Below are 21,036 nucleotides of genomic sequence, written 5' to 3'. Positions count from 1 at the left end.
AACCGGGAGGTTGATGACCGCCCGGTTAACTATGCATATATCTGGCACCCCGTAAACCCTCGGGTCACCCGTTATGGACCCGATTGGCTTAGCTCCTGAGCCTCCAGTTGCAGGAAGGCACGAATAAAATCGTCGATTTCACCGTCAAGCACCGCCTGGACGTTGCCTCGTTCCAGGTTCGTCCGGTGGTCCTTCACCAGGCTGTACGGGTTTAGGATGTACGAGCGAATCTGACTGCCCCAGGCGATGTCACGCTGCTCCCCCCTGATCGTGGCCAATTCCGCTTCACGCTCCTTAAGCCTCAGATCCAGGAGTTTCGCTCTTAAAATTGTAAAGGCGGCGGCCTTGTTCGCCGCCTGAGAGCGCTCGCTCTGGCAGGTTACTGAAATCCCGGTAGTCAGGTGCGTGATCCGGACGGCCGACTCAGTCTTGTTGACATGCTGCCCGCCGGCGCCGCTTGCCCTAAAGGTGTCTATCCTGACTTCATCCGGCTTAATCTCTACCCCGGTATCGTCGCCCACCATCGGCAGCACATCCACCGAAGAAAAAGAGGTGTGCCGTCTCCCGCTAGCGTCGAAGGGAGAGATACGCACCAGGCGGTGGACACCCCGTTCCGCCCGGAGGTAACCGTAAGCGTTATCCCCTGTAACCTCAAAGGTAACACTTTTCAAACCCGCCTCGTCACCGGGCAGAAGGTCGAGGGTCTGAACCCGGTAATGGTGCTCCTCCGCCCAGCGTGTGTACATCCTGAAGAGCATAGCCACCCAGTCCTGGGCGTCCGTCCCCCCTGCCCCCGCATGCAAGGCGATAATAGCGCTGTAAGAATCGTAAGGTCCCGAGAGCATAACGGTTATTTCGAGGGCGGCCACCTCCCCGGCCAGACGCTCGAAGTCCCTCGCCAGATCGGAAGCTAACCGCCCGTCGTCTTCCTCCTCCGCCAATTCGAGCAGCATGCATATTTCCTCGTGCCCGTCGCGCAGGTGTTGATACTCGGACAGCACGTTGCGCAGTGCGGCCATCTGCCGGCTGATTTCCTGAGCGCGCCCCTGATCATCCCAGAACCCGGGCAGGGCCATTTGCTTTTCTAACTCTGCAATCCTTTGTTCTTTAGCGGCTGTGTCAAAGAGAGGCCTCGAGGTTTCCGATTTTCTCTTCCAAAACCTCGAGGTCCCTCCTTAATTCCATGAACATCTTTATCCCCCTGTCTCCTCAGAAAATAGTGCTGCTTTCGGTGGGCGCGGCGATAAGCAACGCATTGCTGCGTCAGCCGGGGGAGCCGAATCCTCACGTACGCACCCAATACGCTCCGGTTCGTCTCCGCCGTTCTTCCTTGCACTGCATCACTTCTCACCGCGTTCCGCCTTTGTTACGTTACTACATCTAAGTAACCAGCTTACGGGTCCTTCGTGATGCCGCCACAATGAAATGCCGGCTTCTGCCTCCTGCCCCCGACTCGTAACTCGCGACTCGTAACTCGTAACTTATTTTCGTTACCCCGTCGAGACCTGACGGCCGCAGCACTTCTTGTACTTTTTCCCGCTGCCGCACGGACAAGGGTCGTTACGCCCTACTTTTTGTTCCCGCCGCACCGTTTGCCCGCCGCCTTCCTCGGACTGCCGGTTCTCCACCGTCTGTCTCCGCTCGGGTGCTTCCGCAACCCGCACACGGAACAGGTAGCGGACAGTGTCCTCCTGAATCGAGGCGACCATGTTCTGAAACATTTCGTAGCTCTCAAACTTATATTCTACAAGCGGGTCGCGCTGCCCGTATGCCCGAAGTCCGATTCCCTCCCGCAACTGGTCCATCGCGTCGAGGTGGTCCATCCACCTTTCATCCACCAGCCGCAAAACGACCAGCCGCTCCAGTTCCCGCATCGTCTGCGAGCCGAGTTCTCTTTCCCGCTGGTCGTAGAAGGAATGCGCCCGTTCCAGGAGGATGTCTTCTATCTCCTCGTGGCGCCTGCCGCTGAGTTCGGCGGGATCAATCCCCTCCGGGAAAAGCACCTCGGTCGCGTAATTCGCCAGGGCGTCAAAATCCCAATCTTCCGCATGCACGCCATCCGGGCAGTAGGTTGCTACCGTACGGGAAACGACCTCTTCAATCATGCCGTTAATGATACTCTGGGTATCGTTGCCGGAAAGAACCTGCCGGCGCTGGCTGTAAATAATCTCACGCTGCTGGTTCATCACGTCGTCGTATTCGAGGACGTGCTTGCGTACGGAGAAGTTGCGGCTTTCCACCCGCTTTTGGGCGGTTTCCAATGAACGCGTGACCAGCGAATGCTCGATCGGCATATCCTCTTCCAGCCCCAGCTTCGTAGCCAGTCCCGAAATCGTATCGCCGCCGAACAACCGCAAAAGGTCATCTTCTAAAGATGAGAAAAACTGCGTCGATCCCGGGTCCCCCTGGCGGCCGCAGCGGCCCCGGAGCTGGTTATCGATTCGACGGCTTTCGTGCCGTTCCGTTCCCGCAATATGAAGCCCACCGAGTGCCACGACCTTTTCCCGCTCGGCCTCGCAGGCTTTGGTCGTCCTAGCTAGAATTTCCTTAAAAGCCTTCCGTGCTTCCGCCACCTCCGGGGTCGAGGGTTTCCCGTACTCTGTCGCCTCTGTAACCACGGATATCGGGTAGGAGCGCCGCAGCTCTTCTTTGGCCAAAAAAACCGGATTGCCGCCCAGAAGAATATCCGTACCGCGACCGGCCATGTTGGTGGCGATGGTCACCATGCCCAGACGCCCGGCTTGGGCAACGATTTCGGCTTCCTTTTCGTGGTGTTTAGCGTTAAGAACATTATGCGGAATCCCGCGGCGTTTCAACATGTCACTTATGACCTCGGACTTTTCGATCGAAATCGTCCCCACCAGCACCGGCTGCCCGGTGGCGTGCCGGTCGGCGATCTCCTCCACCGCCACCTTAAACTTCCCCCGCTCTGTCTTAAAGACAGCATCCGATAAGTCCTGCCGGATCATCGGTTTGTGCGTCGGAATGACGACAACGTCAACACCGTAAATCTTCCGGAACTCCTCCTCCTCAGTCGCCGCGGTACCGGTCATGCCGGCAAGCTTCTCGTACATTCGGAAATAGTTCTGGAAGGTGATGGTGGCCAGTGTCTGCGATTCTCGTTCTATCTTTACCCCTTCCTTGGCCTCGATCGCCTGATGCAGCCCCTCGCTGTACCTGCGCCCGAACATCAACCGCCCGGTAAACTCATCGACTATGATAACCTGGCCGTCCTTAACCACATAATCGCGGTCCCGCTTCATTAAGGCCTGTGCTTTAAGCGCCTGCCGGATATGGTGCATCAGCTCGATATTCTTCTCATCGGAGAGGTTATCCACCTTGAGGAACTTTTCCACCTTGTCTACACCGGATTCGGTGATGGTAACCGTATGCGCCTTTTCATCCGTTACGTAATCCTTATCAGCTTCCAGACGGGGCACCAGCCGGGCGCAAACGTAGTAAAGATCCGTCGGCTTGCCCGAAGGGCCGGAAATAATAAGCGGTGTGCGCGCCTCGTCGATAAGGATGGAGTCGACCTCGTCGACGATCGCAAAGTAGTGCTCACGCTGCACCACCTCATCCGGGCCTAGCGCCATGTTGTCCCGGAGGTAGTCGAAACCGAACTCGTTGTTTGTTCCGTATGTTACGTCCGCTCCGTATGCCTTTTTCCGAGCGTTCCAGTCCAGACCGTGCACCACCACGCCGACCTCCAGACCCAGGAAACGGTAAACCTGCCCCATCCATTCCGCGTCCCGGCGCGCCAGGTAGTCGTTCACGGTGACCACATGGACACCCTTGCCCATAAGGGCGTTGAGATAAACCGGGAGGGTGGCTACGAGCGTCTTGCCTTCACCGGTCTTCATCTCTGCTATCCGGCCCTGGTGGAGCACTATCCCACCCATCAACTGAACGTCGAAATGGCGCATCCCCGTTACCCGGCGGGACGTTTCACGCACCACCGCGTAAGCCTCCGCCAACAGGTCGTCAAGCGTCGCCCCCTGCTCCATTCGCGCGCGCAATTCTCCGGTTTTTGCGGCAAGTTCGGCGTCTGAAAGAGCCTCCATCGAATGCTCGTATTCGTTGATTGAGGTTATCGAACGTCTCAGCTTCTTGATTATCTTGGCGTTATCGTCCAAGATGTTGCTTAAAATCTTAAGCAGGGTCATCCCCTCCACATAAATTAAGGAACCTTAACGGTTCCTTAATTTTAACTCAAGTTCAATTATTACCGACTTAAATTATTGTAGCACTCAAAACGTTTCTGTTCAACCGGTCAACACGCTCAGGCGGCGGTTGACAGCATCCAGTGTGGCCCTTATGATGGTATCCGCTTCTTCCTCGTCAACTACCGCACTTCCGGTCAGGAACTCCTCTCCCATGGGGGAAAGGAGCGATACGGCGACAAGGGCCACCCTCTTGCCGGCAAGCGAAGCCACCGTAAGATCCTCAAGGATAAAGGTATGTCCGCTCTGGATCCAGTTACCCAGGGCTATAAGCGTCGCCTGGGCGATCAAACGCTGACGGTTCCGGATGGATGACGGACCCACCGCGATCCCGTTAACCACCGTTCCTTCGTTGGCAATCTCCACCTTGATCTCAACCTGGTTGCCCTTCGAACTGATGTTTAGTCCGGCAAACCGTGGGCGACGTTCTATGGACATCGTGTTATCGGTCTGCGGCGGTTCTTGAAGATGGGCGACGGTAACCATTTCCGGTTTTACATCGACCGCAAAATACTTCTTCATTACCGCTACAACATCAGCAGCAACTTCCGCCGCGCTACGCTCCGCTCCGGCAAGTACTTGAACGGAACTGGCGGTGTTCTCCGGGCTTAAAGTCACACGGGCAGACACCACGTCAGGAATATTACGCAGCATCTCTTCACACAAAGATACCTGCCCGTTCCCCAATTTACTCATCTCAATCTCCCCACTTAAAACGGGATTATCAAGCTTCTGGCTCAATAAGTCCAAAATTACCGTCTTTCCGCCGGTATATGACGTTCACGGCTTCTGTTTCTGCATTGGTGAAAACAAAGAAACTGTGGCCGAGCAGATTAATCTGCATTAAGGCCTCATCTATACTCATCGGCTTTATCGCAAAACGCTTAACCCTTACCAGGTCACTTTCTTCCACGGGTTCTTCCTTCAGATCAGGCGCAGGCGCCTCAATACCGGAATTTACGGCCTGGCGTACACGCCGGTTGAACCGCTTCTTATAGCGCTTAACCTGTTTTTCCAGTTTTTCTACGACCACATCCACCGCGGCATACATGTCATGGGTAGCTTCTTCGCCGCGTAAAATCAAGCCGTTTACCGGAATCGTAACCTCTATACGATGGTCTTCCCGCTCCACCGAAAGCGCTACCTGTGCTTCGCCGAAATTATTAAAGTAACGGTCCAGCTTGGCAAGCCTTTTTTCTACATATTTTCTCAGCGCGTCAGTAACCTCAATGTTTTTCCCTCGTACGGTCATTTGCATTGTGGTCAGCTCCTTTCTGATAAACGAAGGGATTTATGGTATATTATTTCCTCCTTTCGTAGCAAATTCCTGCTAACATATTTAGAAACCTTTCGACAATTATTAGACTATACACCGGCAGGATCGATTTTTAGTGACGTGCCATACCGATTAGAACACTACACTCGGAATCGTTGCTCGGCGCATGGCCGTCACCCCCGGTGAGATAAAAAAACCCCGGCTTGTCGCCGAGGTCTTTGGTTCGTCCTTGTTAGACTTTTGTTACGTTTGCCGCCTGTGGCCCCCTCGGACCATCGACTATCTCAAATTCAACTTCTTGTCCTTCCTGGAGTGCTTTAAACCCGCGCTCCTGAATGGCGGAATAATGTACGAAGACGTCACCGCCGCCATCCAAACGCTCAATGAACCCGTAACCCTTTTCCCTACTGAACCACTTGACTCGACCTTGCATTAAAAAACTACCTCCTAAGAATTTATCCGCGGCACGCCGCTTGAGGTATTTTATCACAACCCGACCGTTATGTCAAGTTTCTGGAAAAAACCGTATACTGTCAATATTTATTATCATGCGCCGACGGCTTTATGATACATATAATTCAAAATAAAGGACGGCCTTCCGGACCCCTGCCCATATAAAAAATCACAGCGCTTGAAAGCCGTTCTCAAGCCTCCGTCGTTCTTCGGTTCAGTCCTGCTGCCGGCGCGGTGCGACCGGAAAACGCACCTCGGTTTCGAGCTCCTCCACAGGCATATCACAAAAATCCGGGGGGTAAACCTCTTCCGCCGGACCGGTGAGACGGTAACCCTTGTCGTAAACCACCTGGAACAGGGCCGGCATAAGGGATTCTATACTTGCGTAACCGCCGCGGTAGATTGAAAACACGACCTCCCGGCGCGGAAGGTCCTTTACCCCCGGCCCGTTTTCATCCGGCGCGCCGGTGGTTTCGCCCGCTACGGGAATCTGCAACTCCCATTCCCGCAAGAGCGGCGGCATTCCGGCCGGGTTGCTGTGATAGACTAAAACCGGCGCCCCTACGGAACTCATTCCCTCTTCGCCGATCCAGGCATCGAGCTTTTTAAAGGCGTCGGGCAGGTCTTCGTACTTTCCTTTTCGCATTATATATGCCGCCCGCGCCGGAGGCAGTGTTTTCTCTTCCACTCGAGGCCACACGCTGTTTCAGCTCCATTCTCGCCGCTTCAATTCTTCGGCCTTTTTAGGTTTCTTTCGCCAGCCCTGCGATCTTTTCCTTTTTACACATTGCTTATGACCGCGGTTTTCACCGGCAATCTTCGTCAGGCGGGGTTCCAGCTTGCCCGGCAGGGCGCCTGACATCATCTCCCGTAATCCTCCGTCCTGCTCTCCGTCTGCACAATTCCACTTGTCCTGTTATAATAACTTAAACACCAGCCATCCGGAGGTGGATCCTTGCCTTTAGTTATGATAGTGGACGACGAGCGTTTACTCGTCAAGGGCCTGAAATACAGCCTTGAGGAAAACGGGTTTACGGTGACCACGGCCTACGACGGCGAGGAGGCTTTAAAGGTTTTACAAGGAACGCGAATCGACCTGGTGATACTTGATATCATGCTGCCGAAAATCGACGGCCTGGAAGTCTGCCGCCGCATCAGAAACCGCTGGAGCATCCCGATAATCATGCTGACCGCCCGGGGAGAAGACACGGATAAAATAGTGGGCCTCGAACTCGGCGCCGACGATTACCTCGCCAAGCCTTTCAACACCAGGGAACTTATCGCCCGGGTCAAAGCCGTCCTGCGCCGCACGACTCACCACGTTTTGGAGCCGGCCGGCGCGGTCCTGGAATTCGGCGAGCTGAAGATTGACATTCCCCGCCGGAGCGTTACCGTCGGTTCGGCCCAGGTGGAGTTGACGGCCACGGAGTTCAACCTCCTGTCCACCCTTGCCATGCACCCCGGCCGGGTGTTCACACGTGAGGTCCTGCTTGAACAGGTATGGGGATCGCCCTACACCGACCCGAGGACCATAGACGTTTACGTCCGCCGTATCCGCGAAAAGATGGAGCCGGACGCCGCCAACCCGCGCTGGATTTTAACCCGGCGGGGCGCCGGCTACTTCTTTCAGGAGTAACGTCGTGCGTCTGAGCATTCGCTGGAAACTCGCCGGAACTTATTTCATCGTTATTATCGCCATTCTAACCGGTACCAATTTATTTGTGCTGCGCACCCTCGAACAGGGATATCTGCAGACCCGCCGCGCAACCTTCCTGGGTGACGCCAACATTATCGCGTCCACTGGGGGAAACACCGTCCTGCGGGCGGACCGGAACGCATACCATCTTGCCCGCCGGTTCAGCGACCAGATGGGAGCAAGAATATTAATCGTAGACAGCAAAGGCCGGGTTATTGTAGATTCCTTTGACGAAGCCCGGCTTAAGGGCAGTCTTCTCCGGCACTCCGAGGTACAAGCGGCCCTGAAGGGCCGAAGCGCCGCCGCCGCTCACGTCCTCACCGACGGGGAACGCGTCCTTTATGCGGCCGTTCCCGTAACCGGGGAGGATGGGGCGTCGGGGGCGGTCGTGGTCGTAGCCGGGCTCGGGGATGTTTACGCCGCCCTTAACCAGATACGAGGCCGGATGGCGGTGGTTTCTGTCGGCAGCGGTTTACTCGCGGCTATATTGAGCCTCATTCTCGCCGGTCTGCTCACCAAGCCGATCAACGAGCTGAGACGGGCGGCGCAGCGTATGGCCGGAGGGCGACTCGGTTCGCTCGTACCGGTGCGTCGCGGGGATGAGATCGGGGAACTCGGCGCCGCTTTCAACAACATGAGCACGGAACTCGCGCGCCTGGACAGGGTGCGGCGCGAATTCCTGTCCAACGCCTCGCACGAACTGAAGTCTCCTTTAAGCTCGATCAAGGCGCTTTCCCAATCGCTCATCGACGGGCGGGAGGAAGACGTGACCGTTTACCGCGAGTTCCTCCGCGACATAGATACGGAAGTCGACAGACTGACCCGTCTGGTAAACGATATGTTGGAAATGGCCCGTCTTGAAGGCGATACCCGTCCCTTGTCCCGCAAGGAAGAAAACATCCGGGGATTAATAGAGCATGTGGGAGCCATTCTCGGCGCGAGGGCCCTCAACCGGGGCATCACCATACGCATTTGGGCTGACCGGGAGTTGAAGTGGCCGGTGAACGCGGACCTGTTGACCCTGGTGCTCGTGAACCTTATGGACAACGCCCTTCGTTACACACCGCCCGGGGGCGAGGTTGCGATTACGGCCGGCGTCGACGCGAAAAATCTTACCGTTACGGTGCGGGATACCGGGGTAGGCATCGCTCGGGAAGACCTGCCACAGGTATTTGATCGTTTTTACAGGGTTGACAGGGCGCGCTCCAGAGAAACCGGAGGAACGGGGCTGGGACTGGCCATTGTAAAGCGGGCGGTAGAGCGTATGGGCGGCGGAATAGTGCCGGACAGCACCCCCGGTAAGGGAACCACCTTTACCATAAACCTGCCGGGTGTAACAATACCGTAACAGTCGTTTTATCGCGCTGTAATAATTCCGTCTTATAATTATCTTAAGGGCTGCAGCCAAAAATTAGATACGGAGGTCTTAATCATGTTCCTGAAAAGCTTAAAGCGTAACACATTGGTCGGTTTTGCCTTGTTAGCGCTATTATCTCTCACCGTGTCAGCCGGCGGTTGCGGCAAGAAGCCGGAAGCGAAACCGGATATCGGAAGCCCCCGGCAGACTATCGAAAACGGAACGCCGGAGATCAGCGCCGAGCCGAAGGAAACGAAGGAAAGGGTCACCCTTTATTTCGGCGACAATCAGGCGATGTACCTGATTCCCGAAACGCGTGAGGTGGCGAAGGGAAACCAGACGATCGAAGAGATCATTGTAGACCAACTGATCGAAGGCCCCCGGAATTCCGAACTCACCGGGACGATACCTGATTCTACGAAGTTGATTTCCGTTCAGGTGGTTGACAGGGTCGCTTACGTGAACTTCTCCAAGGAACTGCAGACAAAACACTGGGGCGGTTCAGCGGGTGAAACCATGACGATATACTCGGTGGCAAACTCACTGGCCAAGATTGAAGGCATCGACAAGGTCCAGTTCCTGATTGAAGGCAAAAAGCTGGAAAGCCTTGCCGGCCATATCGACCTTACCGGACCGGTGGACCCGCGTTGGGACCTGGTGAAGGAGAAGTGAGAGGTTGGAGGTTGGAATTGAAACATTCATTGAAGTTGCCGATGTAGGTTCTGTATTTTTGAGTTGATCCTCGATTTTCCTGGCGCTGAGCCCCCTTGGCATACAGCGCCAGGAATTAGTCCTGTTACCGGGTTCAAATAAGGGAACACTTACAGACCCAAATCAAGGTTTCTTCTAACTATAGCTTTCTGCTTAAGCCCTTCTACCCAAGCTTGAAACGCACGGTCTTGAATCTGGTCGAGAGATTCTTCTTCGTGGACGTGCTTATTTTTCAGCTCCCAATCCATTTCTGCAATAACGTCTGCTCTAAGTTTCTGAAAGGTCATCCATTCGCGAGTCCTTTTTGTAAGTGTTTTTGAATCGAGATCCATCTTTTCTTCTATCCCAGGATAAGCCTTGTTCATTGTTCCTATTCCCTGAGAAACCTCCTGCGGGCTTACGGATATCTTTCTCCTCCCGGCCTCCTGAAGAAGAACTTTTCTTACTATTAATTGATCGAGGGCTTTATTAAACAGTGCTTCTTCACCCAAAGGCTTTCCATGGGTTTGTCTTTTAACCTCCGCCTCCTGCTCATTCAGTTCCTCCTCATAGACGACCTCTCCGTTCACCCACGCCACAATACCATTTGCTTCTTTGTTGGCATTTGTGGAATCAGCAAATCTCTTAAGCGCCTCCTCAAGCATTATCCACTTCGTGAAGTAAGGATTACCGCCGCCAATTTGCTCAGCGCCTCTTAGCGGGCCAAGGTAAATGCTTTCATCCTTCGGGTCTTTACTGCGATAAACCTCACTGTAAATGTCATCACCTTCGTAAATGTCATCACCTTCTCCGTTATAGATCCGGTCGCCGGTAGGTTCTAAATCGGCCAAGGTGATGTTGTCTGTTCTCGGCCAAGTTGTCTCAGCAGATTCAACGGCTAATACATAGGTTTTTCCTTTGTAGTTCATTCTCGCTAAGCCCAGGGGAACCCATCCTTTCAGATGGCCTGATAGCTCGAGCATGATAAACTCGCCTTTGCCGTCCTTTGGCAGATAAACCTGAGCATCAGCGAAGTCAAGATTATTTGTATCTCTATGAAATTGAAGAACCTTATCGGTATACTCAAGGTCCGCCAAGCTCAAGCCGTATGCTTCGGGAGAATCCGGTAGATTATCTAAGTCTTTAACGGCAAATTTGGAGGCAGGCTGTCCACCTATGAAATAAGCAAGCCCTTTGAATTGGACGTACGGCCCCGGGCTGGCACTGATCTTAGACCCCTGCTTTGCTGAATGCCCATAAAAGTTCAGGAATGCCGCCACCAGGCCCAGAGTAAGCACGCACGCCGTTAAGATAATAATCAGCTTTCCTTTCCTTGACATTACTGCCTGCCTCCCTTATTCACCAGTCGGTTAAAATCTGGCCCTATTCGCCCACATCTTATCCCAATGCATGCCGCACCAACTATCCGGGTAAGCCCATGGATCATCCATGATACAAGCAGCGTCACCTGTATGATCTTGGCACCCGTAAATGTGCCCGGTCTCATGGCGGGTTATCTTCCAATTAACAGTCTCACTCCCCCCGTATCTCCTTACGATAACATGGGTCCCAAGTACGTCACCCCAACCCCAATAACTCATCTCGACCGGTTGCCAAGTATAACCATATACGGTATCACCATTACCGGGAAGCACTTCATCTTTTAGCTCATTGAAAAGATATTTGAGAACTCTTGTGTCATCTCTCGAATCCCAACTGTAATAGGTCCATACATACAGGTTGATACCGAACTGAGTATAAAGGTTATTATCGGCAGTTTCAACCGCGTTGTTAGCCGCGGTTTGCCAGCTGCTGCCATAATTAGCTCGCCATTCCTCGTCACAGGCGGCCTTCACCCAGCAAGTATAGATGGTTAATGCGGCTGTTATTTTGTCGCCTTCGTCAGGAATGGGCACTATTGGCGCCGTGTCCGCTTTTAAATCTTCTTCTAACGGCTGGAGTTCAAGTCCTGTACATAACTCACCAGCATGTTTATCAGCCTTATCTTTGTTGGTTACGCCGGTCATTTCAGCTTTATCTTCATATGTCAAGGTGGTCACAGTTTTTGCTGGATCAGCAAAAGCGGTGAGCGGCATCACAAACGATAATGCCAGTACCATTAGAAGCGAGAACAACCTTTTTAAGCCTATCATAGTTTACCCTCCTCTTGATATGGCGTGAAAATTTCACTTCTCTCTTTCGAAGTTAACCTTTTTTCAATCGAGTCTGCATGTTTGCTTAAGCCCTCCTCCTCTCTTTTTAGATTCCGAGCGGAGAAGGCGGCATTACTTGAAAATCACCATCCCTCAGTTGTACAATGACTATGAGGGTAAGGGCGGATCTTCCCCTGTCTCCCATTTGCGAGGCGGTTGACCGGAGGGATCCCACCTTATTCTCTCTGTTATACAGCAGATGCTTTCCACCCCCTTTCGGTAAAATATCCTACTCATCCCGAAACGCTATTTAAAGCATAGCTTAATTTGGCAAAGTATGCTTAGTCAATACCTGCCAGCAGGTATCTTTCTGCTCAAAATCAGATATTTTTGTTCCTGTAGTCAGGTAATTGGAGATAAAACTACGGCGACGAGGTTAAGAATCTACTGTCCGGAACTTTCGCAGTAATTCCACAAGATTTCCGACACCGAGCCTGCCGTAAATATTTCTGCAGTGTGTTTCAACCGTGAGGATGCTCAGAGAAAGCTCGGCCGCGATTTCTTCGTTCTGGAGCCCTAATAGTTTGAGTTGCAGCACTCCTTTCTGGCGTGGGGTAAGTTCCTGCTCCGCCTTCCGGGGTAAGACCGGTAACAGGGAGGCACCGGCGTCGGTCCCCTGAAGGTCTAAGAATTCTCTTTTATCGAATTGAGCAGATTTTCCAGAAACGCCACAGTGCAACCGAGTTCTTTTTCCGCGTGCATCGAGATGTTAAAATACCCTAAAGTATTGCCGTCGGGGTCTTTCACCGGGCCGGCGACGCACCACCAGTCTTTGAAAAGCGCGCAGTAATGTTGTTCTCCTCTAACGGCCACAAGGCGGTCATATTCTTTCGCCAGAGCTAGGGCGTTGGTACCGCAACTCTCCTTAGCGAAAACGGTTCCGGGCTTGATATCGGCATCATCGGCGGCGGTTAAAACCTCCGGCGATGCAAAGATCTTCAGCGCTACCAATTCCCGGTCGCACAGGATATAGATGTGGTCATTTTGCGGTCCTGTATAATGATGCGGGGTGATTACGCGTTCCACAGCGACAAGAAGCAGTGAATTCGCCGCCAGTCGACTGGCAAGTTCAATCTTCGGGAGAATTCTCTGCGGCTTATCGAGCTCGACCGGCACCTGCAAGGCGCGACAGCGGTCGTAAGAGGCTTTCAACTCCTCCGGAGAGCAGAGATAGATACCGTAATCCACGGGCCCCGGGTCTTTCGGAAAAACAGGCAAAACCCCACCCCTTATGGCGATTATATCTTTTCTTTCTTGGTTGGTTGGTCGGATGTTGCTGTAGAAGATGGTTGATGGAATTGCTGGTAGGTTGCGATGATATTCTAACGTGTGGCAAGATGCGACATTATATGGGAATTATTATATCGAAATATGGAGGGGTGTCAAGGGCTTTTTTGTAACCCTTGGAATATGTAAGTAAAGATATCCTGCCCGCCTGTTATTTATTGAAGGATAAGGTTTTATAACAAACGGGATGGTTTTGGGCAAAAAATAAGGGTTTCAATCCCGCGGACGGTGCAGCGGGAACAGTATCACCTCGCGTATGGATGAGACTCCGGTAAACAGCATTATCAGGCGGTCGATACCGATGCCCAGTCCCCCGGCCGGCGGCATGCCGTATTCGAGCGCGGTGACGTAATCCTCGTCGAACATATGCGCCTCCTCGTCACCGGCTTCCCGCTTGTCCAACTGGTTTAAAAAACGCTGCCGCTGGTCCAGCGGGTCGTTTAATTCGGAGAAGGCGTTGGCGATCTCCCGCCCGGCGATGAAAAGCTCAAACCGGTACGTCAGCCGCGGGTCGTCCGATTTCCGTTTCGCGAGCGGCGATATATCCACGGGATAGTCGATAATGAAGGTCGGCTCAAGCAGTTCCTGCTCCACCTTTTCCTCGAAGACGGCGTTGACGGATTCGCCCCAGAGGGGCAGCTTGTCCCCCACCTCTACGCCGAGGCGTCGCGCTTCCCGCCGGGCCTCTTGCGCGTCGAGCTTGCTGAAGTCCACACCAGTCTTCCGCTGTATGATATCGAGGAATGAAAGGCGCGGCCAGGGCGGTTGAAAGCTCAGCGTTTCTTCGCCGCACTTCACCTCGAAGGTACCGAGAACCTCCCGGGCAACGGTACTGATAAGCTCCTCGGTGAGGTCCATCATGTCGTAGTAGTCGGAATAGGCCTGGTAGAGCTCAAGCATGGTGAATTCGGGGTTGTGCCTTGTGGAAATCCCCTCGTTGCGGAAGTTGCGGTTTATCTCGTAGATACTCTCAAAACCACCCACAAGAAGCCGCTTTAAATAAAGCTCGGGGGCGATTCTCAGATAAAGCTTCAGGTCAAGGGCGTTGTGGTGGGTGATAAAGGGCCTTGCCGCCGCGCCGCCGGCGATCGTCTGCATCATGGGGGTCTCCACCTCCAGGAACCCGCGGTCGTCGAGAAAGCGGCGAACGGCTTGAATGACCTTACTTCTTAAAACAAACGTCTGCTTAACTTCGGGATTAACGATAAGATCGAGGTAGCGCTGGCGGGAACGGAGTTCCACGTCCCTCAGGCCGTGCCACTTTTCGGGCAGCGGCCGCAAGGATTTCGCGAGCAGGGTGATCTCCTTCGCCCCGATGGTGATCTCACCCATCCGCGTTCTAAACACCGTACCGCGCACACCGAGGATATCTCCTATGTCGATCTTCTTAAAGACCCCGTAACCTTCAAGCCCGACCTCGTCCTGTCGGATGTGAATCTGTATCCGTCCGGAAAAATCCTGAAGGTCGGCAAAAGATGCCTTTCCGTGACCGCGCTTGGCGATAAGCCTGCCCGCAACGCTCACCTCTTTACCCTCGAGCTCGGCAAAACCGTCGGCAACCTCCTGCGCGCTACAGGTTCGCTCGTAACGTCCGCCGTATACCCGGACCCCGGCTTCCCTCAACTCTTCGAGTTTCTCGCGACGTACCTTAAGCAGCTCGTCTAACTCTTCTTCAGGTCCACGCATTTTACAATACTCCTGCCCCGTTAATTACTTCTTTGTAATATCAAGGATCATTAGTTTTCGCGTCCCGGCGGGAGCCTGAACATCAACGACGGCTCCTTTAGGCCGCCCCAGGACGCTCTGCCCCACCGGCGATTCGTTCGAAATCTTCATTGACCCCGGATCAGCTTCCGCCGAACCCACAATTTTATATTCGTACTCCGCGCCGTCGGATAGATCCTTCAACTTGATGGTAGCGCCGATACTCACCTCATCGGTCCCTACGTCGGCCGAATCGATGACACGCGCATTACGGAGCATCTTCTCAAGGGTAAGGATCTGTCCCTCGAGGAAGGCTTGCTCGTTCTTGGCGTCTTCGTACTCGGAGTTTTCGGTTATATCCCCAAACTCGATCGCCTGCTTAATCCGCTCCGCTACTTCGCGACGCCGGACAGACTTGAGGGTTTCCAGCTCGTCTTCCAGCTTTCGCAATCCCTCACTAGTAAGGATGACTTCTTTTTCTCTCATCAAATCTTCTCCTTGCCGACCGTAATTGCTTCGAACCAATATAATATATCCATATATGCGCGGCGTTTCTTAATATTCGGCCCGGGAATAACCTGATAAAAATAACTTTAGCACTGCGTCCGTAAAAAACAGCACAGTGCCTTCCCTGACCTTTGGGCATCATTATAAAAAGCCTGCTTTTAGTTTGTCAAGTACGGCTTTTTTACATGGGAAAATCTTAATCCGCACTAATCGCCGTTTCCATCTCCCAGCATCAAATAATAAAACGGTCCCAGATTCTCCTTGCATCCGGTTCAACCGGCCCCCAGCCGCCTTTTCAGGGCTTTAACGCCTTCTTTGCCGCTTCCCTCACCTTCTCGATGGCTTTTTCGTCAAGGGCTTTTTCGAAGCTGCGAAAACCGGCAAGACCGAATCCGTGTTTCTTCGCCAGAGCCGCGATCTCTTCGACCTTTTCGGTGGAAAGTTCCCGGCCTAATGTAAAGGATTCGTAGCGGCGCTCAAGAGCCAAGATCATGGTTTCTGCCATACAGGCGTAAGAGGTTTTGGGCGGAAATCCAAAATTAATATTAAAATTAACGTTTCCCGGAACCGCGACAACCCCTCCCTCTATCACCAGGACGTCCGGCCGTTCGGCCGCCACCCGGCGGGAAACGTCCCGGGGACGTGCCACGTCGCACACCACGGCCCCGGGTTTCAGGTCTTCGGGTTCGATGACGCTGTCTATCGCACTCGTGACTGTAATAACGATATCGGACCCTAAAAGGGTTTTCTTGAGGTCGGTTGAGATTTTTACCGCAAGTCCGGTCTTGTAAAGGATGCGGTCCGCAATAAGTTCGAGTTTGCCGACATCGCGTCCGACCATTGTTAGGTCCTTCGTCTCGCGGCTCAATAGCTCGGCGCAGACCCTCCCGATGGACCCTGTCGCCCCGACAACCGCCACCGCGGCCTCACTAAGGTCGTGCCCCATCAACCGCGCCGCTTCTTTCGTTCCTTCGACCGCCGTCGCCACGGTATAACTGTTCCCGGTTGTGACCGGTATTTTCAACGCCTTCGCCACGGTTACTCCCGCGTCCCCGACAACCTTGGTGAAGGCTCCGAGCCCGAGTATCCTCGCGCCCAACCGCTCGGCCAGTTTTCCAGCCCCGATTATCTTTTTCAATACGTAGTCCGGCGGCAGACTCGTAATCTGCCTTGCCGTCAAGGGACAGGAGACGAACCATCCTTCAACCTCGGCGTGCGGCGAACGCACGCCGGTGATGTGCGCCACTTTCATCGACGGCAGCCACTTAAAGGCGCCTTCCAGCATCTTCTCCGGAATATAGCGGGCAAACGAGTACTTGCGCGCTACGTCCGCCACCTTAAGCGGATGCATCACGAAAGCGAAATTATCCATAGGTTACTACCTCCAGGTGTTCGGCAAAACAACAGGTAACTGTTCAGGTATCCCGGTCGCCGGGCGCGGCGATATATCCAGCACTCAACATGGTTTCTTAACGCCGCAACTGTTAATTTCCCAATACAGCTTCTTGACGAAACATTTGAAAGAATTTAGTGCTGGATGCTCACGTACTTCGCTCCGCGCTACCCCAGGCCGGCTTTCCCGCTCTGCTTGCATCTCACGCGTTCCGTCAGAGAAACACTAAGCTCTAAATAATTGCAACATGAAATCCAAGTGGTAGGCAGAAGTGTAAATATATGCTTTTTAACTGGACCTTCGGCACTTCTGACTTCCCGCCTCCGACATCCATAGTAACAAGGGACGGCCTCAGCAGCAAGCTAAAAATTCGGTCAGGAGGGAAATGACCTCACCGATGTCGCCGGCTCTGTATACCGCTTCTCTCAAACGCGCGGCGCCCTTAAGCCCCCGTGTATACCAGTCCGCCTGACGGCGTACTTGGACCAGTACATCGCCCGGTTGCAAGGCTGTAAGCAGCTCGCAGTGTTTGACGGCCGCGGCGACCCGTTCCGCAGGCGCCGGAGGCGGGAGCTTATGCCCGGTCTGTAAAAAACTCCGACAGGCGGAAAAAATCCAGGGATTGCCGCGCGCCGCACGTCCGATCATTACGGCGTCACAGCCGGTCTCCGCGAACATCCGCGCCGCGTCCTCCGCTCCCCATACATCACCGTTCCCTATCACCGGTATATCAACCGCCTGTTTCACCGCGAAGATGATTCCCCAGTCCGCGCGGCCGGAAAAGAACTGGCTGCGGTAGCGCCCATGCACCGTAACCCCCGCAGCGCCGGCCTTTTCCACAACCCGCGCCAAAACAACCGCGTCGATCGAATTCTCGTCCCAGCCGCGCCGGAGTTTCACCAGGACCGGTATATCGACGCTGTTTCTTGCCGCCGCCACGATCGCCGCCGCCAGTTCCGGTTGGAGCATCAGACCGGCCCCGGCGCCGCCCTGTACGACCTTAGGTACCGGGCAACCCATATTGATGTCGACTGCGGAAGCCCCGGCCGCCGCCGCAACCATCGCCGCCTTCGCCATTTCTTCAGGACGCGCGCCGAAAAGCTGCGCCACCACGCCGCTTTCACCTTCGAGATTAAACAGTCTGCGGGAGTGATTCGAGGGATGACACAAAACCGGTGCGGCAACCATTTCCGTCCAGGTCGCCGCCGCCCCGTGCTCCCGTGCGATCAGCCTGAAAGCCTTATCGCTCACTGAAGCCATGGGAGCGGAAACCACCGGGAAACCGGAACCCAGAAGAAAATCAAAAAAACCGGAGGGGCTATCTAGCATACTGCTCCGCACCGAAACGGCAGTTTTTAGTAAGAAGTCCGGAGGCCGCGGAAAACAAGCATGACGCGGAAGGTGAAGCCAGGCGGCGCGGAGCGTACTGAATCAGAAGTTGAAGAACCTCCATCATCTTGCCTCCCACCTCCAAACTAGTCAGGCACCGTTTTACCTTTAAGCCTGCTGGTTTCGTTCATAAATCAGGCGCAAGCCCGTTAAGGTGATATAAGGGTCCACCCTCTCTATCGTCTGGCTCTCCTGAGCTATCAACTCCGCAAAGCCGCCGGTCGCAACCACTGACGGCCCTTCTTTAAGCTCCGTCTTAATCCTTCGCACGATCTCGTCCACCATACCGGCAAAGCCCAGCACGATTCCCGCCTGCATGCTCTGGACGGTGTTCCGTCCGATGACTGCCGGCGGCGCTATCAAATCAACCCGCGGCAGCCTTGCCGCCCGGGAAAAGAGCGCCTCGCAGGATATCCCCACACCCGGAGCGATAACCCCGCCGAGGTACTCCCCCCTGGCGGAAATCACATCGAAGGTGATAGCGGTCCCGAAATCGACGATGATAAGAGGGCCGCCGTAAAGCGCAAACCCTGCCGCCGCGTTGACCACCCTGTCGGCGCCGACCTCCCGGGGGTTTTCGTATTTTATCGGAACCCCGGTGCGGATGCCGGGCCCGATGAAGAACACCTGCCTGTTGAAATAGCGCCGGGACATTTCCTCGACCACCGGATTCAACGGCGGGACGACGGAACAGGAAGCAACGTCCCTCACCTCTCCCGGGTCAAGGTGCTCTTCCCGTAAAAACTGGCGGAGTGTCAGCCCTAACTCGTCCGCCGTCTGCTCGCGCCTGGTCGCCAGACGCCAGGCGGCGGTCAGTTTTTGTTCCTGAAAAACACCCGCGCTGATGTTGGTGTTCCCGATATCAAGCACCAGGATCATCGCCTCTCCCCTCCCGCACCGTTACTTCACCGCCGCTCAACCGAAGAGTACCACCGTCCGGCAGACCTAATACGAGCCTCCCGTCGACTTCAACGTCGAGGATGACTCCGCCCGTCAGCCGCCCGGCATCACTCACCGTTACCTCTTTCCCGAGACAACAAAGCCGTTTTTTATATTCTTCGCGAAAAGGTCCGAACCCCTCCCGGCACCAGCGGGAATAACCGTCTTCCAGGGTCTTGAGAATAGCGCCGAGCAGGCGCGCGCGGCAGGTTTCTTTACCGGTGTGTATCCTCAGGGATGTGGCGGCGGCATCGAGTTCCGCCGGGAAAGAGGTGATGTTTACATTCAAACCTACCCCTGCTACGGCGTAGTGCACCTGCTCCGCCTCGGCGCCTATTTCGATTAAAACCCCGCCCGCTTTTCGCCCGCCCAAAAATATATCGTTCGGCCATTTCAACTCACTGCAAATTCGCAGAAAATCGTTCACACCCTGAACAACCGCAAGCGAAACCAGAAGCGACAGAGAATGAATCCCCGCCGGGGAAACTCCGGGGCGCAGGATCAACGAAAACCACAACCCGCCCCTCGGGGAGTGCCACAAACGCCCGCGCCTCCCGCGCCCTCCGGTCTGCTCCTCGGTCACAACCACCGTCCCTTCAGACGCCCCCGCGTGCGCAAGTTCCTTCGCCCGGTCGTTCGTCGAAGAAAGGACCCCGTGGTAGTGGTAAGGCCGGCCGAACCCTCCGGTAAAAAGCGGAACAACGGCCCAGGGGTGCAGCACATCGGGCACGTTGAGCAAAAGATAACCCTTGCGGGGGCTTGCCGAAATGACGAACCCTTCCCGCCTCAATGCCCGGATGTGCTTCCACACCGCTTCGCGGGAAATACCCAGGTCCTGGCTGACTTCGGCCCCCGATACGTAACCCTTGGCGGTCATCAGTCGGGTCATCAGTTGTTCACGCAAAGGCTGCACTGCCGTCCTCCCTTGAAAATAAGCGTTCTTTTGCAGGGCGCCGCGATAAGCTGCGTTCCGTGCATGTTACAACACTGCTTCTAAATTACAAGCTTGCGGGTCTATATTTCATGCCTCGTCGTGCCGCAACGCAGCATGGGTCACTCCTTCGGAAACGTCCTCTATTTCCAGCGAGATATCCAGCGCTCGCACCGAATGGGTCAACGCGCCCACCGAAATGAGGTCAACCCCCGTGGCCGCGACCGCCCTGATGTTTTCTTCGGTTATACCGCCCGAAGCCTCAATCACGGACCGTCCGCCGATAAGGCGCACAGCCTCTTGCATCAACGCCACCGGCATGTTGTCCAGCATGATGATCTCGGCCCCCGCAGCCAGCGCCTCTTCAACCTGCGTCAGGGTTTCCGCTTCAACCTCTATTCTCAGGCCATGCGGCGCCCCTTCCCGCGCCAGTTTCACCGCTTCTTTGACCCCCCCGGCAACACGGATATGGTTGTCTTTAATGAGTATACCATCGTAGAGACCGAAGCGATGGTTCTTCCCTCCGGCTATACGCACCGCGTATTTCTCGAGTGACCGCATAACCGGCGTGGTCTTGCGCGTGTCAACCACCCGGGCCGGAAGTCCGCTTATCCTTTCCACCATGAACGCCGTCCTGGTCGCAATCCCGGAAAGGTGCCGCAGGAAGTTAAGGGCAACCCGTTCACCGGTCAGGATTGCCCGCGCCGGGCCGTGAACCTCCGCAAGGACCGCGCCGGCCTCGACCCTGGATCCCTCGACAACCCGGTAATCGCAACGGACAGCCGGGTTCAACCGTGTATAGACCCTCTCCGCAACCGGCAGGCCCGCGATCACTCCGTCTTCCCGGGTAACGAACACGCCCCGAGCGGAAACATGCGCCGGGACGATGGCTCTTGTTGTGCAGTCGCCTGCTCCGATATCCTCATCAAGTGCCCGGTCTATCAGCCGGTCTAACCCTATAACATACTCATCGGCCAT

The 21,036-nt window shown here is 54.8% G+C and carries 20 protein-coding genes; 3 read left to right on the top strand and 17 right to left on the bottom strand.

Annotated features, from left to right (window positions below; all coding sequences use genetic code 11):
• Positions 1-71: 71 nt before the first annotated feature.
• The 6 genes from prfB to AB1500_08470 form a co-directional block, all read right to left on the bottom strand.
• Positions 72-1,191 (bottom strand): peptide chain release factor 2 gene (prfB, locus tag AB1500_08495; protein MEW6183200.1). Its coding sequence is split into 2 segments (ribosomal slippage): positions 72-1,127 and positions 1,129-1,191, totalling 1,119 coding nucleotides; the frame shifts between segments, so codons are not numbered across the junction.
• 299 nt (positions 1,192-1,490) lie between these two features.
• A complete protein-coding gene (secA, locus tag AB1500_08490; protein ID MEW6183199.1) occupies positions 1,491-4,160 on the bottom strand; it encodes a preprotein translocase subunit SecA in 2,670 nt (889 codons plus the stop codon).
• Positions 4,161-4,265: 105 nt separating this feature from the next.
• Complete coding sequence (locus AB1500_08485) at positions 4,266-4,919, bottom strand: hypothetical protein (GenBank protein ID MEW6183198.1); 654 nt, start codon at positions 4,917-4,919, stop codon at positions 4,266-4,268.
• Between the two features lie 28 nt (positions 4,920-4,947).
• Positions 4,948-5,481, bottom strand: a complete 534-nt coding sequence (gene raiA / locus AB1500_08480) for a ribosome-associated translation inhibitor RaiA (protein MEW6183197.1) — start codon at positions 5,479-5,481, stop codon at positions 4,948-4,950.
• A gap of 250 nt (positions 5,482-5,731) precedes the next feature.
• A complete protein-coding gene (locus AB1500_08475; protein MEW6183196.1) occupies positions 5,732-5,932 on the bottom strand; it encodes a cold shock domain-containing protein in 201 nt (66 codons plus the stop codon).
• A gap of 234 nt (positions 5,933-6,166) precedes the next feature.
• Positions 6,167-6,640, bottom strand: coding sequence for a GyrI-like domain-containing protein (locus tag AB1500_08470; GenBank protein ID MEW6183195.1), 474 nt, complete (start codon positions 6,638-6,640; stop codon positions 6,167-6,169).
• 267 nt (positions 6,641-6,907) lie between these two features.
• Here AB1500_08470 and AB1500_08465 point away from each other — a divergent pair, with 267 nt between their 5' ends.
• From AB1500_08465 to AB1500_08455, 3 genes are all read left to right on the top strand, one after another.
• The gene (locus AB1500_08465; GenBank protein ID MEW6183194.1) at positions 6,908-7,588 is read left to right on the top strand and encodes a response regulator transcription factor; all 681 of its coding nucleotides are present in this window, start codon (positions 6,908-6,910) and stop codon (positions 7,586-7,588) included.
• Positions 7,589-7,592: 4 nt separating this feature from the next.
• A complete protein-coding gene (locus tag AB1500_08460) occupies positions 7,593-8,996 on the top strand; it encodes an ATP-binding protein (protein MEW6183193.1) in 1,404 nt (467 codons plus the stop codon).
• An 84-nt stretch (positions 8,997-9,080) separates the two neighbouring features.
• A complete protein-coding gene (locus AB1500_08455; protein ID MEW6183192.1) occupies positions 9,081-9,677 on the top strand; it encodes a GerMN domain-containing protein in 597 nt (198 codons plus the stop codon).
• 149 nt (positions 9,678-9,826) lie between these two features.
• Here AB1500_08455 and AB1500_08450 read toward each other — a convergent pair whose 3' ends face one another.
• The 11 genes from AB1500_08450 to nadC all read right to left on the bottom strand — a co-directional run bounded on the left by AB1500_08450 (position 9,827) and on the right by nadC (position 21,036).
• The gene (locus AB1500_08450) at positions 9,827-11,035 is read right to left on the bottom strand and encodes a SurA N-terminal domain-containing protein (GenBank protein MEW6183191.1); all 1,209 of its coding nucleotides are present in this window, start codon (positions 11,033-11,035) and stop codon (positions 9,827-9,829) included.
• Between the two features lie 30 nt (positions 11,036-11,065).
• The gene (locus AB1500_08445) at positions 11,066-11,848 is read right to left on the bottom strand and encodes a M12 family metallo-peptidase (protein ID MEW6183190.1); all 783 of its coding nucleotides are present in this window, start codon (positions 11,846-11,848) and stop codon (positions 11,066-11,068) included.
• A gap of 436 nt (positions 11,849-12,284) precedes the next feature.
• Positions 12,285-12,446, bottom strand: a complete 162-nt coding sequence (locus tag AB1500_08440; protein MEW6183189.1) for a helix-turn-helix transcriptional regulator — start codon at positions 12,444-12,446, stop codon at positions 12,285-12,287.
• Positions 12,447-12,532: 86 nt separating this feature from the next.
• On the bottom strand, positions 12,533-13,126 hold the full coding sequence (locus tag AB1500_08435; GenBank protein MEW6183188.1) for a hypothetical protein: 594 nt from the start codon (positions 13,124-13,126) through the stop codon (positions 12,533-12,535).
• Between the two features lie 282 nt (positions 13,127-13,408).
• Positions 13,409-14,881, bottom strand: coding sequence for a lysine--tRNA ligase (lysS, locus tag AB1500_08430; protein MEW6183187.1), 1,473 nt, complete (start codon positions 14,879-14,881; stop codon positions 13,409-13,411).
• 24 nt (positions 14,882-14,905) lie between these two features.
• Positions 14,906-15,385, bottom strand: a complete 480-nt coding sequence (greA, locus tag AB1500_08425; GenBank protein ID MEW6183186.1) for a transcription elongation factor GreA — start codon at positions 15,383-15,385, stop codon at positions 14,906-14,908.
• 316 nt (positions 15,386-15,701) lie between these two features.
• Positions 15,702-16,778 carry a shikimate dehydrogenase gene (locus AB1500_08420; GenBank protein ID MEW6183185.1) on the bottom strand — a complete coding sequence of 359 codons (1,077 nt, stop codon included), beginning with the start codon at positions 16,776-16,778 and terminating at the stop codon, positions 15,702-15,704.
• 372 nt (positions 16,779-17,150) lie between these two features.
• Positions 17,151-18,128 carry a tRNA dihydrouridine synthase DusB gene (gene dusB / locus AB1500_08415; protein ID MEW6183184.1) on the bottom strand — a complete coding sequence of 326 codons (978 nt, stop codon included), beginning with the start codon at positions 18,126-18,128 and terminating at the stop codon, positions 17,151-17,153.
• A gap of 168 nt (positions 18,129-18,296) precedes the next feature.
• The gene (locus tag AB1500_08410) at positions 18,297-19,067 is read right to left on the bottom strand and encodes a type III pantothenate kinase (protein ID MEW6183183.1); all 771 of its coding nucleotides are present in this window, start codon (positions 19,065-19,067) and stop codon (positions 18,297-18,299) included.
• Positions 19,051-20,040 (bottom strand): biotin--[acetyl-CoA-carboxylase] ligase, encoded by a 990-nt coding sequence (locus AB1500_08405; protein MEW6183182.1) that lies wholly within the window; start codon positions 20,038-20,040, stop codon positions 19,051-19,053. The genes AB1500_08410 and AB1500_08405 overlap by 17 nt, the downstream gene beginning before the upstream one ends.
• Positions 20,041-20,148: 108 nt before the next feature.
• On the bottom strand, positions 20,149-21,036 hold the full coding sequence (gene nadC / locus AB1500_08400) for a carboxylating nicotinate-nucleotide diphosphorylase (GenBank protein ID MEW6183181.1): 888 nt from the start codon (positions 21,034-21,036) through the stop codon (positions 20,149-20,151).

Source organism: Bacillota bacterium (assembly GCA_040755295.1).
Lineage (GTDB): Bacteria > Bacillota > Desulfotomaculia > Desulfotomaculales > Ammonificaceae > SURF-55.
The sequence above is the reverse complement of the archived record's forward strand: the minus strand, read 5'-3'. Positions and strand labels throughout refer to the sequence as shown.